General features: G+C 67.0%; 26 protein-coding genes. 15 read left to right on the forward strand and 11 right to left on the reverse strand.

Annotated features, from left to right (window positions below):
- Positions 1–5: 5 nt before the first annotated feature.
- Positions 6–905, reverse strand: a complete 900-nt coding sequence (cbiB, locus tag ACK4IU_RS13045; protein WP_409735855.1) for an adenosylcobinamide-phosphate synthase CbiB — start codon at positions 903–905, stop codon at positions 6–8.
- Positions 906–1,138: 233 nt separating this feature from the next.
- Between cbiB and ACK4IU_RS13050 the strand changes: the two genes are divergently transcribed.
- A complete protein-coding gene (locus ACK4IU_RS13050; RefSeq protein WP_409735857.1) occupies positions 1,139–1,492 on the forward strand; it encodes a hypothetical protein in 354 nt (117 codons plus the stop codon).
- A 73-nt stretch (positions 1,493–1,565) separates the two neighbouring features.
- Here the strand turns inward: ACK4IU_RS13050 and ACK4IU_RS13055 are convergent, their stop codons facing one another.
- Positions 1,566–2,105, reverse strand: a complete 540-nt coding sequence (locus ACK4IU_RS13055; protein WP_409735860.1) for a murein L,D-transpeptidase family protein — start codon at positions 2,103–2,105, stop codon at positions 1,566–1,568.
- Positions 2,102–3,274 (reverse strand): MalY/PatB family protein, encoded by a 1,173-nt coding sequence (locus tag ACK4IU_RS13060; protein WP_409735862.1) that lies wholly within the window; start codon positions 3,272–3,274, stop codon positions 2,102–2,104. Before ACK4IU_RS13060 ends, ACK4IU_RS13055 begins: the two co-directional genes overlap by 4 nt.
- Before the next feature lie 196 nt (positions 3,275–3,470).
- On the opposite strand from ACK4IU_RS13060, the gene def (ACK4IU_RS13065) reads away from it, so the two are divergent.
- Genes def (ACK4IU_RS13065) through ACK4IU_RS13080 form a run of 4 tightly spaced genes read left to right on the forward strand, consistent with a single transcriptional unit; the run spans position 3,471 to position 5,657 of the window.
- A complete protein-coding gene (gene def / locus ACK4IU_RS13065; RefSeq protein WP_409735864.1) occupies positions 3,471–3,983 on the forward strand; it encodes a peptide deformylase in 513 nt (170 codons plus the stop codon).
- A complete protein-coding gene (gene def, locus ACK4IU_RS13070) occupies positions 3,980–4,483 on the forward strand; it encodes a peptide deformylase (RefSeq protein ID WP_409735866.1) in 504 nt (167 codons plus the stop codon). Before def (ACK4IU_RS13065) ends, def (ACK4IU_RS13070) begins: the two co-directional genes overlap by 4 nt.
- Complete coding sequence (gene fmt / locus ACK4IU_RS13075; RefSeq protein WP_409735868.1) at positions 4,480–5,373, forward strand: methionyl-tRNA formyltransferase; 894 nt, start codon at positions 4,480–4,482, stop codon at positions 5,371–5,373. The genes def (ACK4IU_RS13070) and fmt overlap by 4 nt, the downstream gene beginning before the upstream one ends.
- A 50-nt stretch (positions 5,374–5,423) precedes the next feature.
- Positions 5,424–5,657 (forward strand): GlsB/YeaQ/YmgE family stress response membrane protein, encoded by a 234-nt coding sequence (locus ACK4IU_RS13080; protein ID WP_409735870.1) that lies wholly within the window; start codon positions 5,424–5,426, stop codon positions 5,655–5,657.
- On the opposite strand, the gene ACK4IU_RS13085 is transcribed toward ACK4IU_RS13080, so the two are convergent.
- The 8 genes from ACK4IU_RS13085 to ACK4IU_RS13120 all read right to left on the reverse strand — a co-directional run bounded on the left by ACK4IU_RS13085 (position 5,650) and on the right by ACK4IU_RS13120 (position 10,500).
- Positions 5,650–6,150, reverse strand: a complete 501-nt coding sequence (locus ACK4IU_RS13085; RefSeq protein WP_409735873.1) for a transcriptional regulator — start codon at positions 6,148–6,150, stop codon at positions 5,650–5,652. The genes ACK4IU_RS13080 and ACK4IU_RS13085 overlap by 8 nt on opposite strands.
- 41 nt (positions 6,151–6,191) lie before the next feature.
- Entirely contained in the window at positions 6,192–6,839 is a 648-nt protein-coding gene (locus ACK4IU_RS13090) for a trimeric intracellular cation channel family protein (protein ID WP_409735875.1), read from the reverse strand.
- Positions 6,836–7,306, reverse strand: coding sequence for a ribonuclease HI (gene rnhA, locus ACK4IU_RS13095; protein ID WP_409735917.1), 471 nt, complete (start codon positions 7,304–7,306; stop codon positions 6,836–6,838). The genes ACK4IU_RS13090 and rnhA overlap by 4 nt, the downstream gene beginning before the upstream one ends.
- Positions 7,307–7,308: 2 nt before the next feature.
- Positions 7,309–7,770 carry a DUF3429 domain-containing protein gene (locus ACK4IU_RS13100; protein WP_409735877.1) on the reverse strand — a complete coding sequence of 154 codons (462 nt, stop codon included), beginning with the start codon at positions 7,768–7,770 and terminating at the stop codon, positions 7,309–7,311.
- Positions 7,771–7,806: 36 nt separating this feature from the next.
- Positions 7,807–8,277: a hypothetical protein gene (locus ACK4IU_RS13105; protein ID WP_409735880.1), complete on the reverse strand. Its 471-nt coding sequence runs from the start codon at positions 8,275–8,277 to the stop codon at positions 7,807–7,809.
- Positions 8,277–9,230, reverse strand: coding sequence for a 4-hydroxy-3-methylbut-2-enyl diphosphate reductase (gene ispH / locus ACK4IU_RS13110; RefSeq protein ID WP_409735883.1), 954 nt, complete (start codon positions 9,228–9,230; stop codon positions 8,277–8,279). Before ispH ends, ACK4IU_RS13105 begins: the two co-directional genes overlap by 1 nt.
- Before the next feature lie 216 nt (positions 9,231–9,446).
- Positions 9,447–9,875 (reverse strand): YqaA family protein, encoded by a 429-nt coding sequence (locus ACK4IU_RS13115; RefSeq protein WP_409735886.1) that lies wholly within the window; start codon positions 9,873–9,875, stop codon positions 9,447–9,449.
- Positions 9,876–9,924: 49 nt separating this feature from the next.
- Positions 9,925–10,500 (reverse strand): NYN domain-containing protein, encoded by a 576-nt coding sequence (locus tag ACK4IU_RS13120; protein WP_409735888.1) that lies wholly within the window; start codon positions 10,498–10,500, stop codon positions 9,925–9,927.
- Positions 10,501–10,656: 156 nt separating this feature from the next.
- Here ACK4IU_RS13120 and folK point away from each other — a divergent pair, with 156 nt between their 5' ends.
- The 10 genes from folK to ACK4IU_RS13170 form a co-directional block, all read left to right on the forward strand.
- A complete protein-coding gene (gene folK, locus ACK4IU_RS13125; RefSeq protein WP_409735891.1) occupies positions 10,657–11,217 on the forward strand; it encodes a 2-amino-4-hydroxy-6-hydroxymethyldihydropteridine diphosphokinase in 561 nt (186 codons plus the stop codon).
- A 96-nt stretch (positions 11,218–11,313) separates the two neighbouring features.
- On the forward strand, positions 11,314–11,667 hold the full coding sequence (gene rpoZ / locus ACK4IU_RS13130) for a DNA-directed RNA polymerase subunit omega (RefSeq protein ID WP_149588964.1): 354 nt from the start codon (positions 11,314–11,316) through the stop codon (positions 11,665–11,667).
- Positions 11,668–11,695: 28 nt separating this feature from the next.
- Entirely contained in the window at positions 11,696–13,813 is a 2,118-nt protein-coding gene (locus ACK4IU_RS13135; protein ID WP_409735894.1) for a RelA/SpoT family protein, read from the forward strand.
- 40 nt (positions 13,814–13,853) lie between these two features.
- On the forward strand, positions 13,854–14,561 hold the full coding sequence (locus tag ACK4IU_RS13140) for a DUF2062 domain-containing protein (RefSeq protein ID WP_409735896.1): 708 nt from the start codon (positions 13,854–13,856) through the stop codon (positions 14,559–14,561).
- A gap of 34 nt (positions 14,562–14,595) precedes the next feature.
- Positions 14,596–15,354, forward strand: a complete 759-nt coding sequence (locus ACK4IU_RS13145; protein ID WP_409735899.1) for a pyridoxine 5'-phosphate synthase — start codon at positions 14,596–14,598, stop codon at positions 15,352–15,354.
- A 111-nt stretch (positions 15,355–15,465) separates the two neighbouring features.
- Entirely contained in the window at positions 15,466–15,987 is a 522-nt protein-coding gene (locus ACK4IU_RS13150) for an HdeD family acid-resistance protein (protein WP_409735902.1), read from the forward strand.
- 46 nt (positions 15,988–16,033) lie between these two features.
- Positions 16,034–16,459 carry a holo-ACP synthase gene (gene acpS / locus ACK4IU_RS13155; protein ID WP_409735906.1) on the forward strand — a complete coding sequence of 142 codons (426 nt, stop codon included), beginning with the start codon at positions 16,034–16,036 and terminating at the stop codon, positions 16,457–16,459.
- Positions 16,460–16,527: 68 nt separating this feature from the next.
- Complete coding sequence (locus tag ACK4IU_RS13160) at positions 16,528–17,223, forward strand: hypothetical protein (protein ID WP_409735909.1); 696 nt, start codon at positions 16,528–16,530, stop codon at positions 17,221–17,223.
- Positions 17,224–17,278: 55 nt separating this feature from the next.
- Positions 17,279–18,082: a signal peptidase I gene (gene lepB / locus ACK4IU_RS13165; RefSeq protein WP_409735911.1), complete on the forward strand. Its 804-nt coding sequence runs from the start codon at positions 17,279–17,281 to the stop codon at positions 18,080–18,082.
- 10 nt (positions 18,083–18,092) lie between these two features.
- Positions 18,093–18,415: ribonuclease III family protein (locus ACK4IU_RS13170; protein ID WP_409735913.1), on the forward strand; the 323-nt coding region annotated here is incomplete at its 3' end.

Here is an 18,415-nt window from a genome sequence, read left to right on the forward strand (position 1 = left end):
AGAGGTTAGGTGAGCGCCAGCAGGACGGCAACCGCAAGGAGCGCGGCCCAGACCCGCCAGAGCGCATCGGCGGCCGCGTCGATGTCGTCGGGGCCGGGGTCGCGGCGGCCCTCGGGCCAGACATGAGGGTAGTCCTTGCGGACGCCGTTGTAGCTGCGAGGGCCAGACAGGGCGACGTTCAGCACCGGGGCCAGCGCGGCCTCGGGCCAGCCGGCGTTCGGGCTGCGGTGCTTGGGCGCGTCGCGCAGGATCGGGGCGGGATCGACCCAGCCATGGGTCAGCGCGATGAGAAGCGCCGTCAGCCGCGCCGGGAGCAGGTTCAGCACATCGTCCAGCCGCGCCGAGGCCCAGCCGAAGTCGCGGTAGCGCGGGGTGAGGTGGCCGATCATGCTGTCGGCGGTGTTGACCAGCTTGTAGGCGACGATCCCCGGCAGGCCCAGGACCAGATACCAGAACACCGGGGCGACAACGCCGTCCGACAGGTTCTCGGCCGCGCTTTCGATGGCGGCGCGGGCGACGTCGGGTCCGGTCATCGCTTCGGTGTCGCGGCCGACGATCATCGAGACGGCCTGGCGGCCCTCGGCCAGCGAGCAGCGCAGGCTGCGGGCTACGGCTCGGACATGCTCGACGAGCGATTTCTGCGCGATCAGGATGGCGACGGCGAGGGCCTCGATCAGCCCGTGATCGGGGATAAGATGGATCAGCCAGCCGGTCGCAAGCCCGGTCAGCGTGAGGCCGATGGCAACCAGCGTGCCCTTGAGCTTCCGCGCTTCGCCCCGGTTGAACCGGGCGTCGCACCATCCGACGAGGCCGCCCATGAGGACGGCCGGATGCGGCCAGCGGTCCCAGAGCCAGCGCGGCTCGCCGAAGGCGGCATCGAGGAGAAGGGCGACGATCAGGATCATGCGCAGGGCTATTCAGCCGCTCGCACCGATTCGCAAGCCGATCCGTCGAAGCGCTGCGGTTTCGCCGCGCAGCATGACCGGACCGGGCGGCCACAACCAAGGGTTGCCAGGGACGATCGGGAACGATGCTGCGGCCGCGATACAGGCTTTACATTCCGGCAATACCCTTGTGGCAACTTGATTTTCTGCGGATCGGCCCCGAGAATTGAAACTGGGGAGAGGGTGAGGTTGCCATGCTTGAGTTTCTGCCGATCGAAGTACGTGAGGGGCTTGATGCCGCACGCAAGCGCGACCAGAAGCGCAGGTCGCGCCTGCGGGTGCAGGTCGGCGACGCGGTCTTCCCGGTTCTGCGGTTCTGGGACAACGGCTTTGCGCTGGACGCCAATTTCTCACCCGGCAAGCTGCGCGGGCTGGTGGATGTCTATGACGGATCGCGTCATGCCTTCCAGTGCCTGATCGTCGCCTCCAGCATCGAGAATGGGGAACTGGTCTGCGACTTCAAGCGCGCCACTGCGGTGACGGAACGGGCGCCGTTGGACTTCTGGCGCGACGAGAATGCGCCGGTGGGTTACCTACCACGGCTGTGAGCCGGCGCCTCCTTGTGCGCCTTCGGCTTCGCTTCGGGAGGCCGGCGAGGAGTGATGAAGTCATCGACGAGCCTCATGGGCGGATTTCCACCCTGGTACCGATCGGCGTTACGGCCCAGACCTCGCGTATTTCGGCATTGGTCAGGGCGATGCAGCCTGCCGTCCAGTCGCCCCGCAGCTTGAAACCTTCCGGCAGCGCATTCGGCTGGCCGTGGATGAAGATGTCGCCGCCCGGAGAATAGCCGCCCTTGGCCGCGCGGGCGCGATCAGCGGGGCGCGGGTAGTCAAGACCGACCGAAAGGTGAAACGCACTTTCAGCGTTGCGGCGATTGATGGTGAATTCGCCCTCCGGCGTCTTGCCGTCACCCTGGCGCTGCTTGTCGCCTTCCGGCGCGAAGCCGAGCGCAATAGCGTAGCTGCGCACCGCCTTTCCGTCCTGGATCAGCTGCATCCGCCGCGCCGCCTTCTCGATCACGATCCGGTCCACCGTCCCGGTCAGCGGTGGGGGCGGCGGTGTGGGCATCGGCACCGGCGGGCTGTAGAGCGAAGCGGCGATGAACCCGAGGCCCACCAGCAGGAAGAGATAGAGCAGCAGGCGCAGATAACGGATCATTGCAGGTCGGCGAACACCCTTTGCAGCCGCGAGACCGCATCCACCACCTGGGCGCGCGGGCAGGCGAGGTTGAAGCGCAGGAAATTCTCGCCTCCGGTTCCGAAGGCCGATCCGTGATTGGTCGCGATCTTCGCCTGCTTCTCGACCCGGTCGATGAACTCAACCGGGGCCATGCCGGTGCCCGAGAAATCGACCCAGGCGAGATAGGTGGCCTCAAGCGGCGTGGACCGCAGGCCCGGGATCCTGGCTATGCCCTCGTCGAAAAGCCGGCGGTTGCCGTCGAGGTAGCGCATCAGCGCATCGACCCAGGCCGCGCCTTCGGGCGAGTAGGCGGCGGTGGCCATGTGCATCCCGAAGGAATTGGGCGAGATGCCCATGGCGTTGATCGTTCCCGCGAAGGTCTTGCGCAGGGTGGGGTCGGCGATGATGACGTTGCCGATATGGGCGCCGGCGATGTTGAAGGTTTTCGTGCTGGCGGTCATCATGACCAGCCGGTCGGCGACCTGCGGCGCGGCAAGGGCCATCACGGTATGTTTCTGGCCGGGATAGACCAGGTCGTGGTGGATCTCGTCCGAGACGAGGATCAGGTCATGCTTCACGCAGAAATCGGCGATCTGCCTCAGTTCGTCGGGCGTCCAGACCCGGCCGCCGGGATTGTGCGGCGAGCAGAGGATCAGCATCTTCTCGCGCCCCGTCAGGTGCGTCTCCCAGTCGGCGGTATCGACCTGCGCCAGCCCGTCCTTGAGTGGCAGCGGACATTCGGTCACCTCGCGCCCGGCAGCTTTGATGACGCGGGCGAAGGCGTGGTAGACTGGAGTCATCAGCACGACCGCATCCCCGGGCTGCGTGTAGCTGTGGACGCAGAGCGCGGTGCCGTTGACGAGGCCATGGGTGGTGAAGATCCAGTCCGGCTGCACCTCCCAGCCGTGGCGGTTGGCCATCCACCAACGGATCGCCTGAAGATAGGCGCGGTCGTCGCCGAAATAGCCGTAGATCCCGTGGTCGAGCATCTTCTGCAATGCGTCCTGGACGACCTGCGGCGGCCGGAACTCCATGTCCGCGACCCACATGGCCAGGCCCTCGTCAGCCTTGAAGCCGTAGAGCGGTTCCAGCATGTCCCATTTGACGCAATGAGATCCGGCGCGAGAGATGGGGGTGTCGAAGGTCATGTCGTTTGGCCTGTTGCTTGGGATGTTCATCCGATTATTCCATCTTCAGCGGGAAGTCATCCCAAAATGGCATGTTTGAATGGAAAAATGTTCCATTGCAATACAGTCAAATAGAATAGACAGACTTCTGCAGTTGCCAAGGTCACCGGCCTGCGTTGCTCTTGCCATCGCGGGCCCGCTTTCGTAGATCGCTTGCATGATCCGACCCATCCTGATCCATCCTGACCCGCGCCTCAAGAAGGTCTGCGACCCCGTGGCGGAAATCACGCCCGAGATCAGGGCCCTTGCCGCCGACATGCTGGAGACGATGTATGACGCGCCGGGCATCGGCCTTGCCGCGCCGCAGGTCGGCGTGACCAGGCGCCTGATCGTGATGGACTGCATCAAGGAGGGCGACCCGGAGCCGATGGCCCTGGTGAACCCCGAGATCGTCTGGTCGTCCGAGGATCTTTCGACCTACGAGGAAGGCTGCCTGTCAATCCCCGACCAGTATGCCGAGGTCAAGCGGCCCGCCGAGGTGCGCGTGCGCTGGCTGGCGCTGGACGGGACCGAGCAGGAGCGGCAGTTCTCCGGCCTCTGGGCGACCTGCGTGCAGCACGAGATCGACCATCTGGACGGCAAGCTGTTCATCGACTACCTCGGCCCGCTCAAGCGCCAGATGATCACCCGCAAGATGGAAAAGCTGAAGCGGGAACGGGCGCGGGCGTGACGGTCCGGCGCTGCCTGCCCTGGCCGAACCCGGTGCTGCGGACGCCAGCGGCGGATGTCGAGGCCATCACCGACGAGGTGCGCGGGGTCTGGGCCGACATGATCGATACGATGGAGGCGATGCCGGGATACGGGCTGGCGGCGGTGCAGATCGGCGTGCCCTTGCGGCTAGCCGTGGTGGACTGTTCCGAGACGCGGGGGCAGGCGGTGCGGATGGCGAACCCCGAGGTGCTGCACGCCAGCGTCCAGCTGCGCGAGCACGATGAGGCCAGCCCCAATCTGCCCGGCGTTTCGGCGGTGATTGCGCGGCCCCGGGCGGTGACGGTGCGGTTCCTGAACGCGCAGGGGGCGGTCGAGGAACGGGATTTCGTCGGGCTCTGGGCGACGAGCGTGCAGCACCAGATCGACCATCTGGCGGGGAAGATGTATTTCGACCACCTCTCGGCCCTGAAGCGCAAGATGCTGATTGCCAAGGCGGAAAAGCTGGGGCGGCGCGTATGAAAATAGTTTTCATGGGAACGCCGGAGTTCAGCGTCCCGGTGCTGGAGGCGCTGCATGCCCGGCACGAGATCCTTGCCGTCTATTGCCAGCCGCCGCGCCCCGCCGGGCGCGGCAAGGCCGAACGGCCAAGCCCGGTTCAGGCACGCGCCGAGGCGCTGGGCCTGCCGGTGCGCCATCCGGTTTCGCTGCGCAGCGAAGAGGCGCAGCGCGAGTTTGCGGCGCTGGGGGCGGATGTGGCGGTGGTTGTGGCCTACGGGCTGATCCTGCCGCAGGCGGTGCTGGACGCGCCGCGGCTGGGATGCCTGAACATCCACGCGAGCCTGTTGCCGCGCTGGCGGGGCGCAGCGCCGATCCACCGGGCGATCATGGCGGGGGACCGTGAAACCGGCGTCTGCATCATGCAGATGCAGGCGGGGCTGGACACAGGGCCGGTGCTGCTGCGCGAGGCCATTCCGATCGGGGCCGAGGAGACGACCGCCGAACTGCACGACCGGCTGAGCGCGCTGGGTGCACGGCTGATCGTGCAGGCGCTGGATCGTTTGCCGGACCTCGCGCCCGAGCCGCAGCCCGAGGTCGGCGTGACTTATGCCGCCAAGATCGACAAGGCCGAAGCGCGGGTGGACTGGACCCGCCCGGCCGCCGAGGTGGACCGTCTGATCCGCGGGCTGTCGCCCTTTCCCGGCGCCTGGGTGGAGATCAACGGCGAGCGGGTGAAGCTCTTGCGCTCGCGGCTTGCGCCGGGCCGCGGCGTGCCGGGCCAGGTGCTGGGCGGATTCACGGTCGCCTGCGGTGACGGCGCGGTCGAGATCACCGAGGCGCAGCGAGAGGGCAAGCGGCCGATGCCGGCGGCCGAAGTGCTGCGCGGGCTGATTTTGCCGTCAAGGCTGTAGCGCAGGGGCCCGGCGCCCCCCATACTCACGGAATTGGGAGGAGGGAAGCCATGCCGCTTGTTGCTCTCTTGATCGTCGGGGTTGCCGTGGGTTTTCTGGCCTCGCGCATCCTGAAGGTGAACATGGACACGCCGTCCACCATTGCCCTCGGCGTGCTGGGGGCGCTGATCGGCACCGTGGTCCTGCGCGGACTGGTGATGCTGGCTGGGATCGGGGCGGGGTTCGTCGGCGCCCTCCTGGGGGCGCTGCTGCTGATCTGGGCCTGGAAGACCTGGGTCAGGTAAGCCGCTTGACCGCATCCTTGAGCCGAAGGTCCGAGGGGCCGGCCGCCGACCAGAACGCCAGCCCCTGCCAGGCGGCGAACAGGAGCCCGGCACTTTCCCGGGCCTTTCCGCCAGAGCCGAGCCGTTCGGCAAGCGCGGCCTCGACAGTTGCGCGCCAGCTGGCCGCGCGCTGCGCCAGGTCGGGGTCCCGCAGATCGGCGGCAATATCCGCAGCCTTTACCGGGCCGATCGCCTTCAACAGGCCCTGTGGTCCCTTGCCGACGGTCACGGCGATGGCCTCGCCTGTCCGGCTGTCGAGGTCGTCCCAGAACGCCAGACGCGCCGCACGCACCATGGCATCGCGACTGCCATAGCGTTGCACAAGAGTTGGCGGCGCAAGGCCGGTCGCGGTGGCGACGGTTCCGAATGACACCGCCTTGTCGCCTCCGTCATCGAGCAGCCGCTGGATGATGGCAAAGACCTGGGCGTCCGGAATGATGCGCTTGCGAGGCATGCCCCGAACCTAAACGAATGTTCGTTCACGGATCAAGCGTGCTAGCGTTTGGGTGCTCCGGGCCGGGGGGGCTGCGACTTGTAGACCGGCAGGCGCCAGCCGAGCGCGATGCTGCCCGCACGCAGCACAAGGACGATGGCACCGCAGATCACCAGCGCAAGGCCCTCTCCCAGACCGGCGAGGCCCGCAAGCACCGCGCCGAGCGAGCCAGCCAGCGCGCAGGTCGCGTAAAGCTCGCCCTGTTTCAGGACCAGCGGCACCTCGTTGCAGACCACGTCGCGCAGAAGCCCGCCCATGCAGCCGGTAATCATCCCCATGACCAGGACGATGGGCCAGTTCTGAGCTTCCGTCAGCGCCACGGCAACGCCGGCGGGAACGGCGATGGCCAGCGCGGCGGCGTCGAACCACAGGAGCGCGCGGTATCGGCTTTCCAGAAGATGCGCGGTAAAGAAGACCAGGACGGCGGCAGCGGTGGCAACGGCCAGCACCGTCGGATCGGCGACCCAGAAGACCTCGCGGTTCAGGATCGCGTCCCGCAAGGTGCCGCCGCCGACGGCGGTCAGGCAGGCGATGAAGATGAAGCCGACGATGTCCAGTTGCGACCGGCTGGCGGCCAGTGCCCCGGTCAGGGCGAAGACCAGCACCGAGGCATAGTCAAGGCCGTCCTGAAGCGTGAACTCCGGCATCATGCCCGCGACTCCTGCGGCGCCTTGAAAGGGGCCATCCCGGCACGGGCCAGCGCATCGGCGCGTTCGTTCTCGGGATGGCCGGCATGGCCCTTGATCCAGCGCCAGGTGACCTTGTGGCGGGCGGCAGCCGCCTCAAGCCTTTGCCACAGCTCGACGTTCTTGACCGGGGCTCCCCCGGCGGTGCGCCAGTTCCGGGCCTTCCAGCAATGGATCCATTCGGTGACGCCATTCTTCACATAGGCGCTGTCGGTGACGATGGTCACCTCGGAGGGCCTTGTCAGCGCCTCGAGCGCCGAGATCGCGGCCAGAAGCTCCATGCGGTTGTTCGTGGTCATGGCTTCCCCCCCTTGAAGCTCGCGCTCCTTCACGACCGCGCCGTTCTCGCGCGCGATCATCAGCACGCCCCAGCCCCCGGGCCCGGGGTTTCCGGAACAGGCGCCGTCGGTATAGGCGAAGAGGTCCGCCATCATCAGGCCTGTAGCGGGATGGCGAGGCAGCCGAGGACAACCACGGTCAGCATGACGCGCAGCCGCAGCCACCAGCGCGGGGCGAGGCCCCAGGCCTGGAACGTGGCGTCGAGGAGCAGGAGGCCGACGAAGCCGGCCGCAAGGAAGATGGCCGAGGTGTCCGAGGCGTCGGGCACCATGAAGAAGGCCCAGAGCGCCGGGATGACCGAGAGGGTGTAGGCGATGGCGGCCTCTCGGCCCTCGGCCCGGGTCGCGAACCCCCAGAGGACGCCGGACATGAACGACAGTATGACGGTGCCGTAGGTCAGCCCGACATAGGCGCCGAGGAACATCGGCGAAAGCCATTTCCCGGCCGCGGCCGCAAGGGCGGGCGACAGATGCGTGGCCGCCGACCACAGGAACGGGATCAGCCCGGCAAGGCCGAGCAGAAGGGCAGGGCGGGGGATGCGGGTGTCGTCGGTCATTGCGATGATCTAGCCTGCCCCGCCGCGCAAGGCCAGTCAGTCCGGATCGGTGAAGCGCTCAAATCGCGGCGGGATGGCGGCGGCAATGGCGGCAAGAACCTTGCCGACCCGCTGCACATCGGCTTCTGCGGGTTGCGAAAGCAGCTCGACCGTCCCGCCGGGCAGGTAGACATGACCCCAGGTCATCCCGCCGCCGACCACCGGCGCATCGGTCTCTCGGGCGGGTTCCTCAAGCAGTCCGCTGTCCGTCGCCGCGGTGCGGATTGCCTCCAGCGCGGTCGCAGGGACCTTCGCCTTGCGCTGCTTGCAGGCGGGGCCCTCGGTCTCGTAGCCCCGGCAGTGCTTCAGTTCCAGTTGTCCGTCCTCGCGGATCAGGACGCTGGTTTCCCAGGCGTATTCGGGCGGCAGGCTGCCCGAATTGGTCCAGTAGTCGGCCAGCACCGGGGCCGGTTCGTCGGCTTGCACCGGCAGCGCAAGGACAATCAGGAAAGCAAGCGGCTTCAGCATCAGGCGGGTTCTCTCAGGATGCGGGGAACCTTGAATTCGACGTCCTCGACGGCGGTTTCGACGAGGTCAACCGTGACGGTGAAACGGGCGCGGAAGGCGTCGATGACCTCGTTCACCAGCACCTCGGGCGCAGAGGCCCCGGCGGTGAGGCCGATGGCGCGGACGCCGTGCAGCGCGCGCCAGTCGATGTCGGAGGCACGCTGGATCAGCATGGAATAGGGGCAGCCGGCGGCGCTGCCGACCTCGACCAGGCGCCGGGAGTTCGAGGAGTTGGGGGCGCCGATCACAAGGAGCGCGTCGATCTTCGGCGCGACCGCCTTGACGGCGGCCTGGCGGTTGGTGGTGGCGTAGCAGATGTCGTCGTGCGCGGGGGGCCGGATCAGGGGGAAGCGGGCCTTGAGCGCGGCGGCGATCTCGGCGGTGTCGTCCACGGACAGCGTGGTCTGGGTGATGAAAGCGAGCTTGGCGGGGTCGCGGACCTGAAGCTTCGCCACGTCCGCGACGGTTTCGACCAGCAGCACCTCGCCGGGGGGAAGCTGGCCCATGGTGCCGACGGTTTCGGCATGGCCTGCGTGGCCGATGTAGATCATCTGAATGCCGGCCTCATGGTGGCGGGCGGCCTCGTTGTGGACCTTCGTCACCAGCGGGCAGGTGGCGTCCACCGCGATCATATTGCGGCGGGCGGCCTCGACCGGGACGGATTTCGGGACGCCGTGGGCGGAAAAGACGACGGGGCGGTCGGACGGAACCTCGTCGAGTTCCTCGACGAAGACGGCCCCCTGCGCCTTCAGGGCATCCACGACGAACCTGTTGTGGACGATTTCGTGCCGGACATAGACCGGGGCCCCCCATTTCTGCAGGGCCATCTCGACGATCTTGATCGCGCGGTCCACCCCGGCGCAGAAGCCGCGCGGGGCGGCGAGGTAGAGGGTGAGGGACGGCAGGTCGGGCATCGGGCGGCCTTTGGGAGGGCGGTTGGGACAGGTTTACGGGTTGGCGGCGCGGGCGTCCAGTGTCCACGCGGAGCTGGTCTCGGGCCATTAGGGATTTCAATGGCTTGGCTGTGGGAGTTCAGGATCTGATGACCAAGATGCTCCTCGTGCGCCTTCGGCTTCTCGTCGCGAGGTCGCCGGCGAGGAGTGCCCGAAGGGCATCGACGAGCGGTTCGACTAGGTGCCGAAGGCCGCCTCGCCCATCCAGCCAAGCGCGATGTAGCGGCCGGTCTTGGCGATGGCGACCAGGATCAGGAACAGCGGCAGCGGCACCCGCAGAACGCCGGAAAGCGCGACGATCGCATCGCCGAACGGCGCCCAGGACAGGAGAAGGAGCCAGAGGCCCCAGCGGGCCCACCAGCCTTCGGCGCGGGCCATCTGGGCGGGCTTCAGCGGGAACCAGCGATGGTCACGCTGGTCGGAGAGCCAGCGGCCAAGGCCATAGGTCACGCAGGAGCCTAGCGTGTTGCCGATCGAGGCGACCAGGATCAACAGGGCAGGGGGCCAACCTGCGGCCTGCATCGCGAGGAATACGACCTCGGACTGGAAAGGAACCGGGGTAGCGGCAAGAAATGCCGCCACGAACAGGCCGGACAGTGCGATCATGGGTGGATCGGATCGGGGGCCCCAGACCCCGAGGCGATCACCGCAAGGCTCACTTCGCCTCGACCGCGACCTCTTCGCCGACCACGGGCCGCGGTTCGCGCGGCGGGCGGCCGATGACTTCGCGCAGCTCGTCCAGCTCGATGAAGTTGTCGGCCTGGCGGCGCAGTTCGTCCGCGATCATCGGCGGCTGGCTGCGGATCGTCGAGACGACCGAGACCCGAACCCCCTGACGTTGCAGGCTTTCTACCAGCGGCCTGAAGTCGCCGTCGCCCGAGAACAGCACCACATGGTCCACCCGCGCGGCCAGTTCCATGGCATCGACGCAAAGCTCGATGTCCATGTTGCCCTTCACCTTCCGCCGTCCCTGGCTGTCGGTGTATTCCTTCGCGGGCTTGGTGCGCATGGTGAAGCCGTTGTAATGGAGCCAGTCCACCAGCGGCCGGATCGGCGAGTAGTCGTCGTTTTCAAGCAGTGCGGTGTAGTAGAAGGCGCGCAGAAGCTTTCCCCGACGCAAGAACTCCATCCGCAACAGCTTGTAGTCGATGTCGAAACCCAGGGCTTTGGCGGCCGCGTAAAGGTTCGAACCATCAATGAACAGCGCAAGCCGTTCGTCCTTGTAAAACATTTAAAGGTCCCCTCAATGTCGCCGCGCGGATGCTGTGCTCCCCATAGTCTGCACGACGAAAATCAATGTCGCGCGGCTGACAGGCTGTGAATAGCAGCCCGGGCCGGTTTTCGACAAGTGAAGTATAGGAAATAATCCATCGTGAAGGTGAAATTCATGCACGCACTGGTTGCAATCGGCGCAAACCTGCCATTCGAAGGTGACGCTCCGGCAGAGACGCTCAGACGTGCAATCCGTGCGATTGCGGCAGAAGGTCTTTCGGTGCGGGCAGTTAGCCGGTTCTTCGCGACGCCATGCTTTCCCCCCGGCGCGGGGCCGGACTATGTGAATGCGGCGATCGTCCTTGAGGTGGGCGCCGAAATTGACCCAACGTCAATTCTGGCGGCCCTGCACCGGATCGAGAAGCAATTCGGCCGGCAGCGCAATTCACGCTGGGGAATGCGGACGCTGGATCTTGACCTTCTGACGCTGGGCGATTCGGTGCTGCCCGACGCCGAAACCCAGGATGCCTGGCGCGGTCTTGCCCCCGAGGCGCAGGCCCGTATCGCGCCGGACCGGCTGATCCTGCCGCATCCACGGTTGCAGGACAGGGCCTTCGTCCTGGTGCCGCTTGCCGATGTCGCGCCCGACTGGCGCCATCCGCGCGACGGGCGCACGGTGGCCGAGATGCTGGCGGACCTGCCCGAAGCCGATCGCGCGGAAGTGCGACCGTTGTGACAGACACGCGTGAACTTGCCTGTTTTGCCGCTTGTCAAGCCCGCGCGGGCGGCATAAACAGGCCACTTCCAGCGAAGCTTCCGATTGGAGTGTCCCATGGCCCGCGTGACGGTCGAAGATTGCGTTGACAAGGTTCCGAACCGGTTCGAGCTGGTGATGCTGGCCGCCCATCGGGCGCGCGAGATTGCGGCGGGTTCTCCGGTGCTGGTGGACCGCGACAACGACAAGAACCCGGTCGTCGCCCTGCGCGAGATCGCCGAGGAGGCGCTGTCGGCCGAGGTTCTGCGCGAGCGTCTGATCGAAAGCCACCAGACCCAGATCGAGGTGGACGAGCCGGAAGAAGACCAGATGGCGCTTCTGATGGGTGGAGAGATGGATCGCCCGATGGTCGACGACATGTCGGAAGAAAAACTGCTCCGCGCCCTGATGGAAGCCCAGGGCGAGTTCTGACGGACGAGAGACCCGCAGAGGGGCGGTGATGATCGACGTCGAAGACCTCATCGCCCTGGTCCGCAACTACAACCCGCGCTGCAATGCCGACCTCATCCGTCGGGCCTATGCCTATGGGCTGAAGATGCACGAGGGCCAGTTCCGCAAGTCAGGCGAGCCCTATTTCACCCATCCCGTCGCCGTGGCCGCGATCCTGACCGAGCAACGGCTGGATGACGCGACGATCGTGACCGCGCTTCTGCACGACACGATCGAGGACACGCGGTCCACCTATGCCGACCTTTCGGCGCAGTTCGGCGCGGAAGTGGCAGAGCTGGTGGACGGGGTGACGAAGCTGACGAACCTTCAGCTGTCCTCGACCAAAAGCCAGCAGGCCGAGAACTTCCGCAAGCTGTTCATGGCGATGAGCCGCGACCTGCGGGTGATCCTGGTCAAGCTTGCCGACCGGCTGCACAACATGCGCACGATCCGGTCGATGAGCCCCGAGAAGCAGGCCCAGAAGGCGCGCGAAACGATGGAGATCTTCGCGCCGCTGGCCGGCCGGATGGGCATGCAGTGGATGCGCGAGGAGCTGGAGGACCTGGCCTTCAAGGTCCTGAATCCCGAGGCGCGCAACTCGATCATGCGCCGGTTCCTGACCTTGCAGCGCGAGACGGGGGATGTTGTCCACCAGATCAGCGGCGACATCCGGCACGAGCTGGAAAAGGCGCGCATCGAGGCGGACGTGTTCGGGCGTGCGAAGAAGCCCTACTCGATCTGGCGCAAGATGCAGGAGAAGGACCTGGCCTTCAGCAGGCTGTCCGACATCTACGGCTTCCGGGTGATATGCAGCAGCGTCGCGGACTGCTACCGCATCCTCGGCGTCATCCACCAGCGCTGGCGGGCGGTGCCGGGTCGGTTCAAGGATTACATCAGCCAGCCGAAGAACAACGGCTACCGGTCGATCCACACCACGGTCTCGGGGCGCGACGGCAAGCGGGTGGAGGTGCAGATCCGCACTCGCGAGATGCACGAGGTGGCCGAGGCCGGGGTCGCGGCGCACTGGTCCTACCGCGAGGGCGTGCGGGCGGTGAACCCCTTCGCGGTGGACCCGGCGAAATGGATCGCGAGCCTCACGGAACGGCTGGACGAGGGCGACACCGACGAGTTCCTGGAGCACGTCAAGCTCGAGATGTATTCCGACCAGGTCTTCTGCTTCACGCCCAAGGGCGACGTGGTGCAGCTGCCGCGCGGGGCGACGCCGCTGGACTTCGCCTATGCGATCCACACCCGGATCGGCAATTCCTGCGTCTCGGCCAAGATCGACGGCATCCGGGTGCCCCTGTGGACCCGGCTGAAGAACGGCCAGTCGGTCGAGATCATCACGGCGGAAGGCCAGCGGCCGCAGGCCAGCTGGATCGACATCGTTACCACGGGCCGCGCCAAGGCGGCGATCCGGCGCAGCTTGCGCGAGGAGGACCGGGGGCGGTTCGTCAAGCTGGGGCAGGAACTGGCCCGGGCGGCCTTCGAGCATGTGGGCAAGAAGGCCACCGACAAGGCGCTGCGGACGGCGGCCAAGATGCTGGGGCTGGCGGACGAGAACGACCTGCTGGCCCGGCTGGGCAGCGCCGAACTGCCGGCGCGGCGGGTGGTCGAGACGCTTTATCCCGAACTGGCGCAGGCGGTGGCCGAGGAAGTGGACTCGGGTCGCCCGGTGGCCGGGCTGACCGCCGACCAGGAGTTCCGCCGCGCCCAGTGCTGCCAGCCGGTGCCGGGGGAACGCATCGTCGGCATCACCTACCGGGGGCAGGGCGTGGTGGTCCATGCCATCGACTGCCCCGCGCTGGAAGAGTTCGAGGACCAGACCTCGCGCTGGGTGGACCTGCACTGGCATTCGGGCCGGCACAAGCCGGTGTTCACGGTGAGCCTGGACCTCACGATCTCGAACGATGCGGGAGTCCTGGGCCGCATCTGCACCCTGATCGGCGAGCAGAAGGCCAACATCTCCGACCTGCGCTTCACCGACAGAAAACCGGACTTCTATCGCCTCATTGTTGACGTGGACCTGCGCGATGTAGAGCACCTGCACATGGTGATGACGGCGCTGGAAGCCGAAACCGACGTGGCCCAGATCTCTCGTCATCGGGATTTGACACGGCGGCCCTAGGCCAGCACAACGGGCGCAGTCGGGGGCAAGAGGCACGAAGTTGGTTTTCAAGCGCAGGGATCCGTTGACTTGGGGCGAATGGCTGCGCGAGCAGGTCTATCCGCGGTCCGGCTTCAAACGGGCGACCCGCTATGTCGTCTACCGGATGCGGCGGCTGCCTGACCAGCCGCACCGGGTGGCGCGCGGGGTCTTTGCCGGCTTCTTCATCGGCTTCCTGCCGCTGCCGGGGATGCAGTTCCTGGCGGCCTGGGGCATGGCCCGGCTGATCCGCGGCAACGTGCTGGCCGCGCTTCTGGGCACCTTCAACACCAATCCGGTGACGACCCCGCCATTCACCGTCTTTTCGGTCTGGCTGGGGCACTGGATCCTGGGGATCGAGGCGCCGCTGAACTTCAAGTACATCTGGAATGCCCTGGACAATGCCGGCCACGATCTGTGGTTCAATTTCATGTCGCTGTTCGGCCCGGAAAAGGCGCGCTGGGACGGGCTTGTCCAGTTCTGGAACGAGATCTACCTGCCCTGGTTCATCGGTGCGCTTGGCCCGGCAATCATCATCAGCGCCATCGCCTATTACGTCACCATCCCGCTTGTCGAAGCCTATCAGAAGGCCCGTGCCGCCACCGCGCATGAGCGCGCCGAACGGCGCAACAAGATGCGGGCCAAGCTGGCCGAGGCAGCGGCGAAACTGAAGCTGCGCGGCGAGAAGGGCGACGCCGAAGGCGATGACGACGCGCCCGGAAGCCCCTAGACTGGCAACGGACTCTGCGAAAGGCGAAAAGACGATGGCACTACGGGACGGCGGAAAGCTGCGGCTTGGGGTCAACATCGACCATGTGGCCACGGTGCGCAACGCGCGCGGCTCGGCCTGGCCCGACCCGCTGCGCGCCGCACTTCTGGCGGAAACGGCGGGCGCGGACGGGATCACTGCGCATCTGCGCGAGGATCGCCGCCACATCCGCGACGCCGACATCGAGGCGCTGATGGCGGGCATCGGGATCCCGCTGAACTTCGAATGTGCCGCGACGGCCGAGATGCAGGCCATCGTCCTGCGCCACCGCCCGCATGCCGTCTGCCTGGTGCCGGAAAAGCGCGAGGAGCGGACGACCGAAGGCGGGCTCGACGTGGCCGGCGACCAGAACCGGCTGGCCGATTTCATCGCCCCCCTGCGCGAGGCGGGGTGCCGGGTCAGCATGTTCATCAGCCATGATCCCCGCCAGATCGAGGCCTCGGCCCGGATCGGCGCGGCGGTGGTGGAGTTGCACACGGGGCTTTATTCCGACCTGCTGGCCGATGGCGAGACCGCTCTGGCCGAGCGCGAGCTCGCGGCGCTGCGGGCCGGGGCGGAACGGGCGGCAAGCCTGGGGCTGGAGGTTCATGCCGGGCACGGGCTCACTTACGAGAATGTCGAGCCCATCGCCGCGATCCCCGAACTGATGGAGCTGAACATCGGTCATTTCCTGATCGGCGAGGCGATCTTCCGCGGCCTCGGCCCAGCGATCGAGGAGATGCGCCGCCGGATGGACCTGGCGCGCGGTCTGTAGCCATGCGCGACGGGCCCTACCGGGCGCAGGTGAAATGCGAGTTGACCGGATTGCGATTGCATGGTCGGCTTTCCGCACCGGGCGCCTGTCTGCCCGGATCGGGAGCTGCGCATGAAGAACAGAACCTTGCTTGTCGTCCTGGGGATCGTCACGGTGGTCGCCGGGTTCTTCGCCATCCTCAATCCCGTCGCCGGTTCGATCGCGGTGACGATCCTTACCGGCTGGATGTTTTTGCTGTTCGGGATCGTCCAGGCGGTCGCTGTCGTTGCCGAGACGGATTGGAGCCATCGTCTGTGGTCGCTGCTTCTGGCCGTTCTGGCGGCCCTTGCCGGGATCAGCCTGCTGGTGCATCCCCTGGCCGGGGTGATCAGCCTGACCTACCTGCTGGCGATCCTCTTCGTGGTGTCGGGCGCCTTCAAGCTGGTGGCCGGTCTTGGCATGCCGGCCAGCAACTGGAAATGGATGGTCCTGTTGTCGGGCGCGATGTCGCTTGTCCTTGGCATCGTGATCTTCGCGAATTTCGGGCAGGCGGCGATGGTCACGCTGGGGCTGCTTCTGGGCCTGCAGCTGATCTCGGACGGGGCGACGCTTCTGGGGCTGGTCTGGGCTGCGCGTCGCATCGAACGCGCCTGAGGCGGGACGGCGTCAGGTCGCGGGTCGCGGCTGCGGGAAGGATGCGATGATCCTGGGCATCGGCACCGACCTGGCCAACATCGAGCGGATCGAGGCCGTGCTCGCCCGCCATGGCGAACGGTTCAAGAACCGCGTCTTCACCGCGGTCGAGCAGCGCAAGGCGGAAGGCCGGGCGCGGGCGGTGGCGGCGACCTATGCGAAACGCTGGGCGGCGAAGGAGGCCTGTTCCAAGGCGCTGGGCACCGGCCTGCGCATGGGGATCGCCTGGAAGGACATGGCGGTGACCAACCTGCGCTCGGGCCAGCCGGTGATGCATGTCACGGGCTGGGCGGCCGACCGGCTGCGGGCGATGACACCCGAGGGCCACGAGGCGGTGATCCATGTCACCTTGACCGACGACCACCCCTGGGCGCAGGCGTTCGTGGTGATCGAGGCCCGGCCGCTGCGCGGTCAGGGGGACTTGCGCGGCTGAAAGGCTGTGGCACCATGCCGCGCATGGACGCCGTCGGGGATGCCGTCGGGCCGGTGGGGAGGAGGGGCATGATCGGATCATCCGCAGGCAAGGCGGCGCGGGCGGGACTGATCGCCCTTGGTTGCCTTGCGGGGGCGGGGGCGCTCTGGGCCTGGGGGCGGCCCTGGGTGCTGGACATCAACGATCCAGCCTTCAATCCGATGCTGTTCCTGATCGTGCTTCTGGCCACGGTCGGCCTGTGGCACGGGGCCGCAGCGGCGTTGTCCGCCCTGCGCCAGCGCGCCTTCGGGGCGGTCGTGCTGGAGATTGACGGCCCAGGCCATCTGCGCCCCGGAAGCCCGCTGTCCGGTCGGCTGCGCAGCGCCCGACCCGTCGCCGCGACCGGCCCCTTCCGGTTGCTGCTGACCTGCCATGACGTGCACATGTTCGAGGACAACGAGGACGGCCCGCGCCTGCGCTCGTTTCCGGTCTGGAGCCACGAGATCGAACTGCCCGCCGCCTCGGACGCGCAGCAGGGCCTGGCCTTCCGCTTCGATGTGCCGCGCCGGGTAGGTCCCGATCCGGTGCCGGAGGGCCGGCGCCGTGCGAAGGCCGCCCGGGTCGCGCCCGCGCCGCCCGGCGCAAGGCAGACGATCCTGACCAATGTGCCCCCGGTCGATCGGGTCTGGACCCTGACCGTGACCGCCCCGGTGCGCGGCCCGGATTTCCGCGCCGAGCTTCACGTCCCCGACAGCGCCATTCCCCGCCGGGCGCGCTTGCCTTGACTTCGCCCCGCGCTTGCGCGCAAGAAGCGGCAAAGCGCATGAGGCAGGACAGGCAATGGCGAGCAGGGACAAGGGCGATGGCGGCATCGTCGAGACCATCAAGACGGTGTTCTGGGCCCTGGTCATCGCGATCGGGTTCCGGTCGGTGTTCTTCCAGCCGTTCTGGATCCCATCCGAGTCGATGAAGGACACTCTGTTGATCGGCGACTTCCTGTTCGTCAACAAGATGGCCTACGGCTATTCGCGCTATTCCTGCGAGATCCCCTTCACCACGATCAGCCTCTGCCCCTTCGAGGACCGCTTCCTCGGCTCCGAACCGCAGCGCGGCGACGTGGTGGTGTTCCGGCACCCGACGGCGGGCACCGACTACATCAAGCGGCTGATCGGCCTGCCGGGCGACAAGATCCAGATGAAGGAGGGGATCCTCTACATCAACGGGGTCGAGGCACCGCAGACACCGGACGGCGTGTTCGAAGAGGTGTACGAGCCGCAGGGCCCGATGCGCAACCGCCCGCGTTGCGAGAACGGCGCGGTGGGCGAGGGCGGCATGTGCAAGAAGTCCCGCTTCATCGAGACCCTGCCAGAGGGCCGCAAGCACCATGTGTTGAACATCGACGCCAACGGCCCGGGCGACAACACGGACGTGTTCACCGTTCCGCCGGGTCATTACTTCGTGATGGGCGACAACCGCGACAATTCCACCGACAGCCGGTTCTCGCAATCGGTGGGCGGGGTCGGCTACCTTCCGGCGAAATACCTGATCGGCCGGGCGGACCGGATCATATTCTCCTCGGCCGGGCGCAGCTTGTTCTATGTCTGGACCTGGCGGGGCGACCGCTTCTTCAAGGCGATCGAGTGAGGGCGATCGAGTGAGGCTTTCGGCCGACCTCCTGGCCTTCCAGGCCCGGTTGGGGCATCAGTTCCGCAAGCCCGAGCTTCTGGTGCGCGCGGTGACGCACGCCTCGATCGGCAGCGCCACCCGGCCCGACAACCAGCGGCTTGAGTTCCTGGGCGACCGGGTGCTGGGCCTCGTCATGGCCGAGGCGCTGCTGGCCGCCGACCCCGAGGCGCGAGAGGGGCAGCTTGCCCCGCGCTTCAATGCGCTGGTGCGCAAGGAGACCTGCGCCGATGTTGCGCGCGAGGTGGGTCTGGGCGAGGTGCTGAAGCTCGGCCGCAGCGAGATGCTGACCGG

It is taken from the genome of Tabrizicola flagellatus, from assembly GCF_046295235.1.
Classification (GTDB): Bacteria; Pseudomonadota; Alphaproteobacteria; order Rhodobacterales; family Rhodobacteraceae; genus Tabrizicola; species Tabrizicola flagellata_A.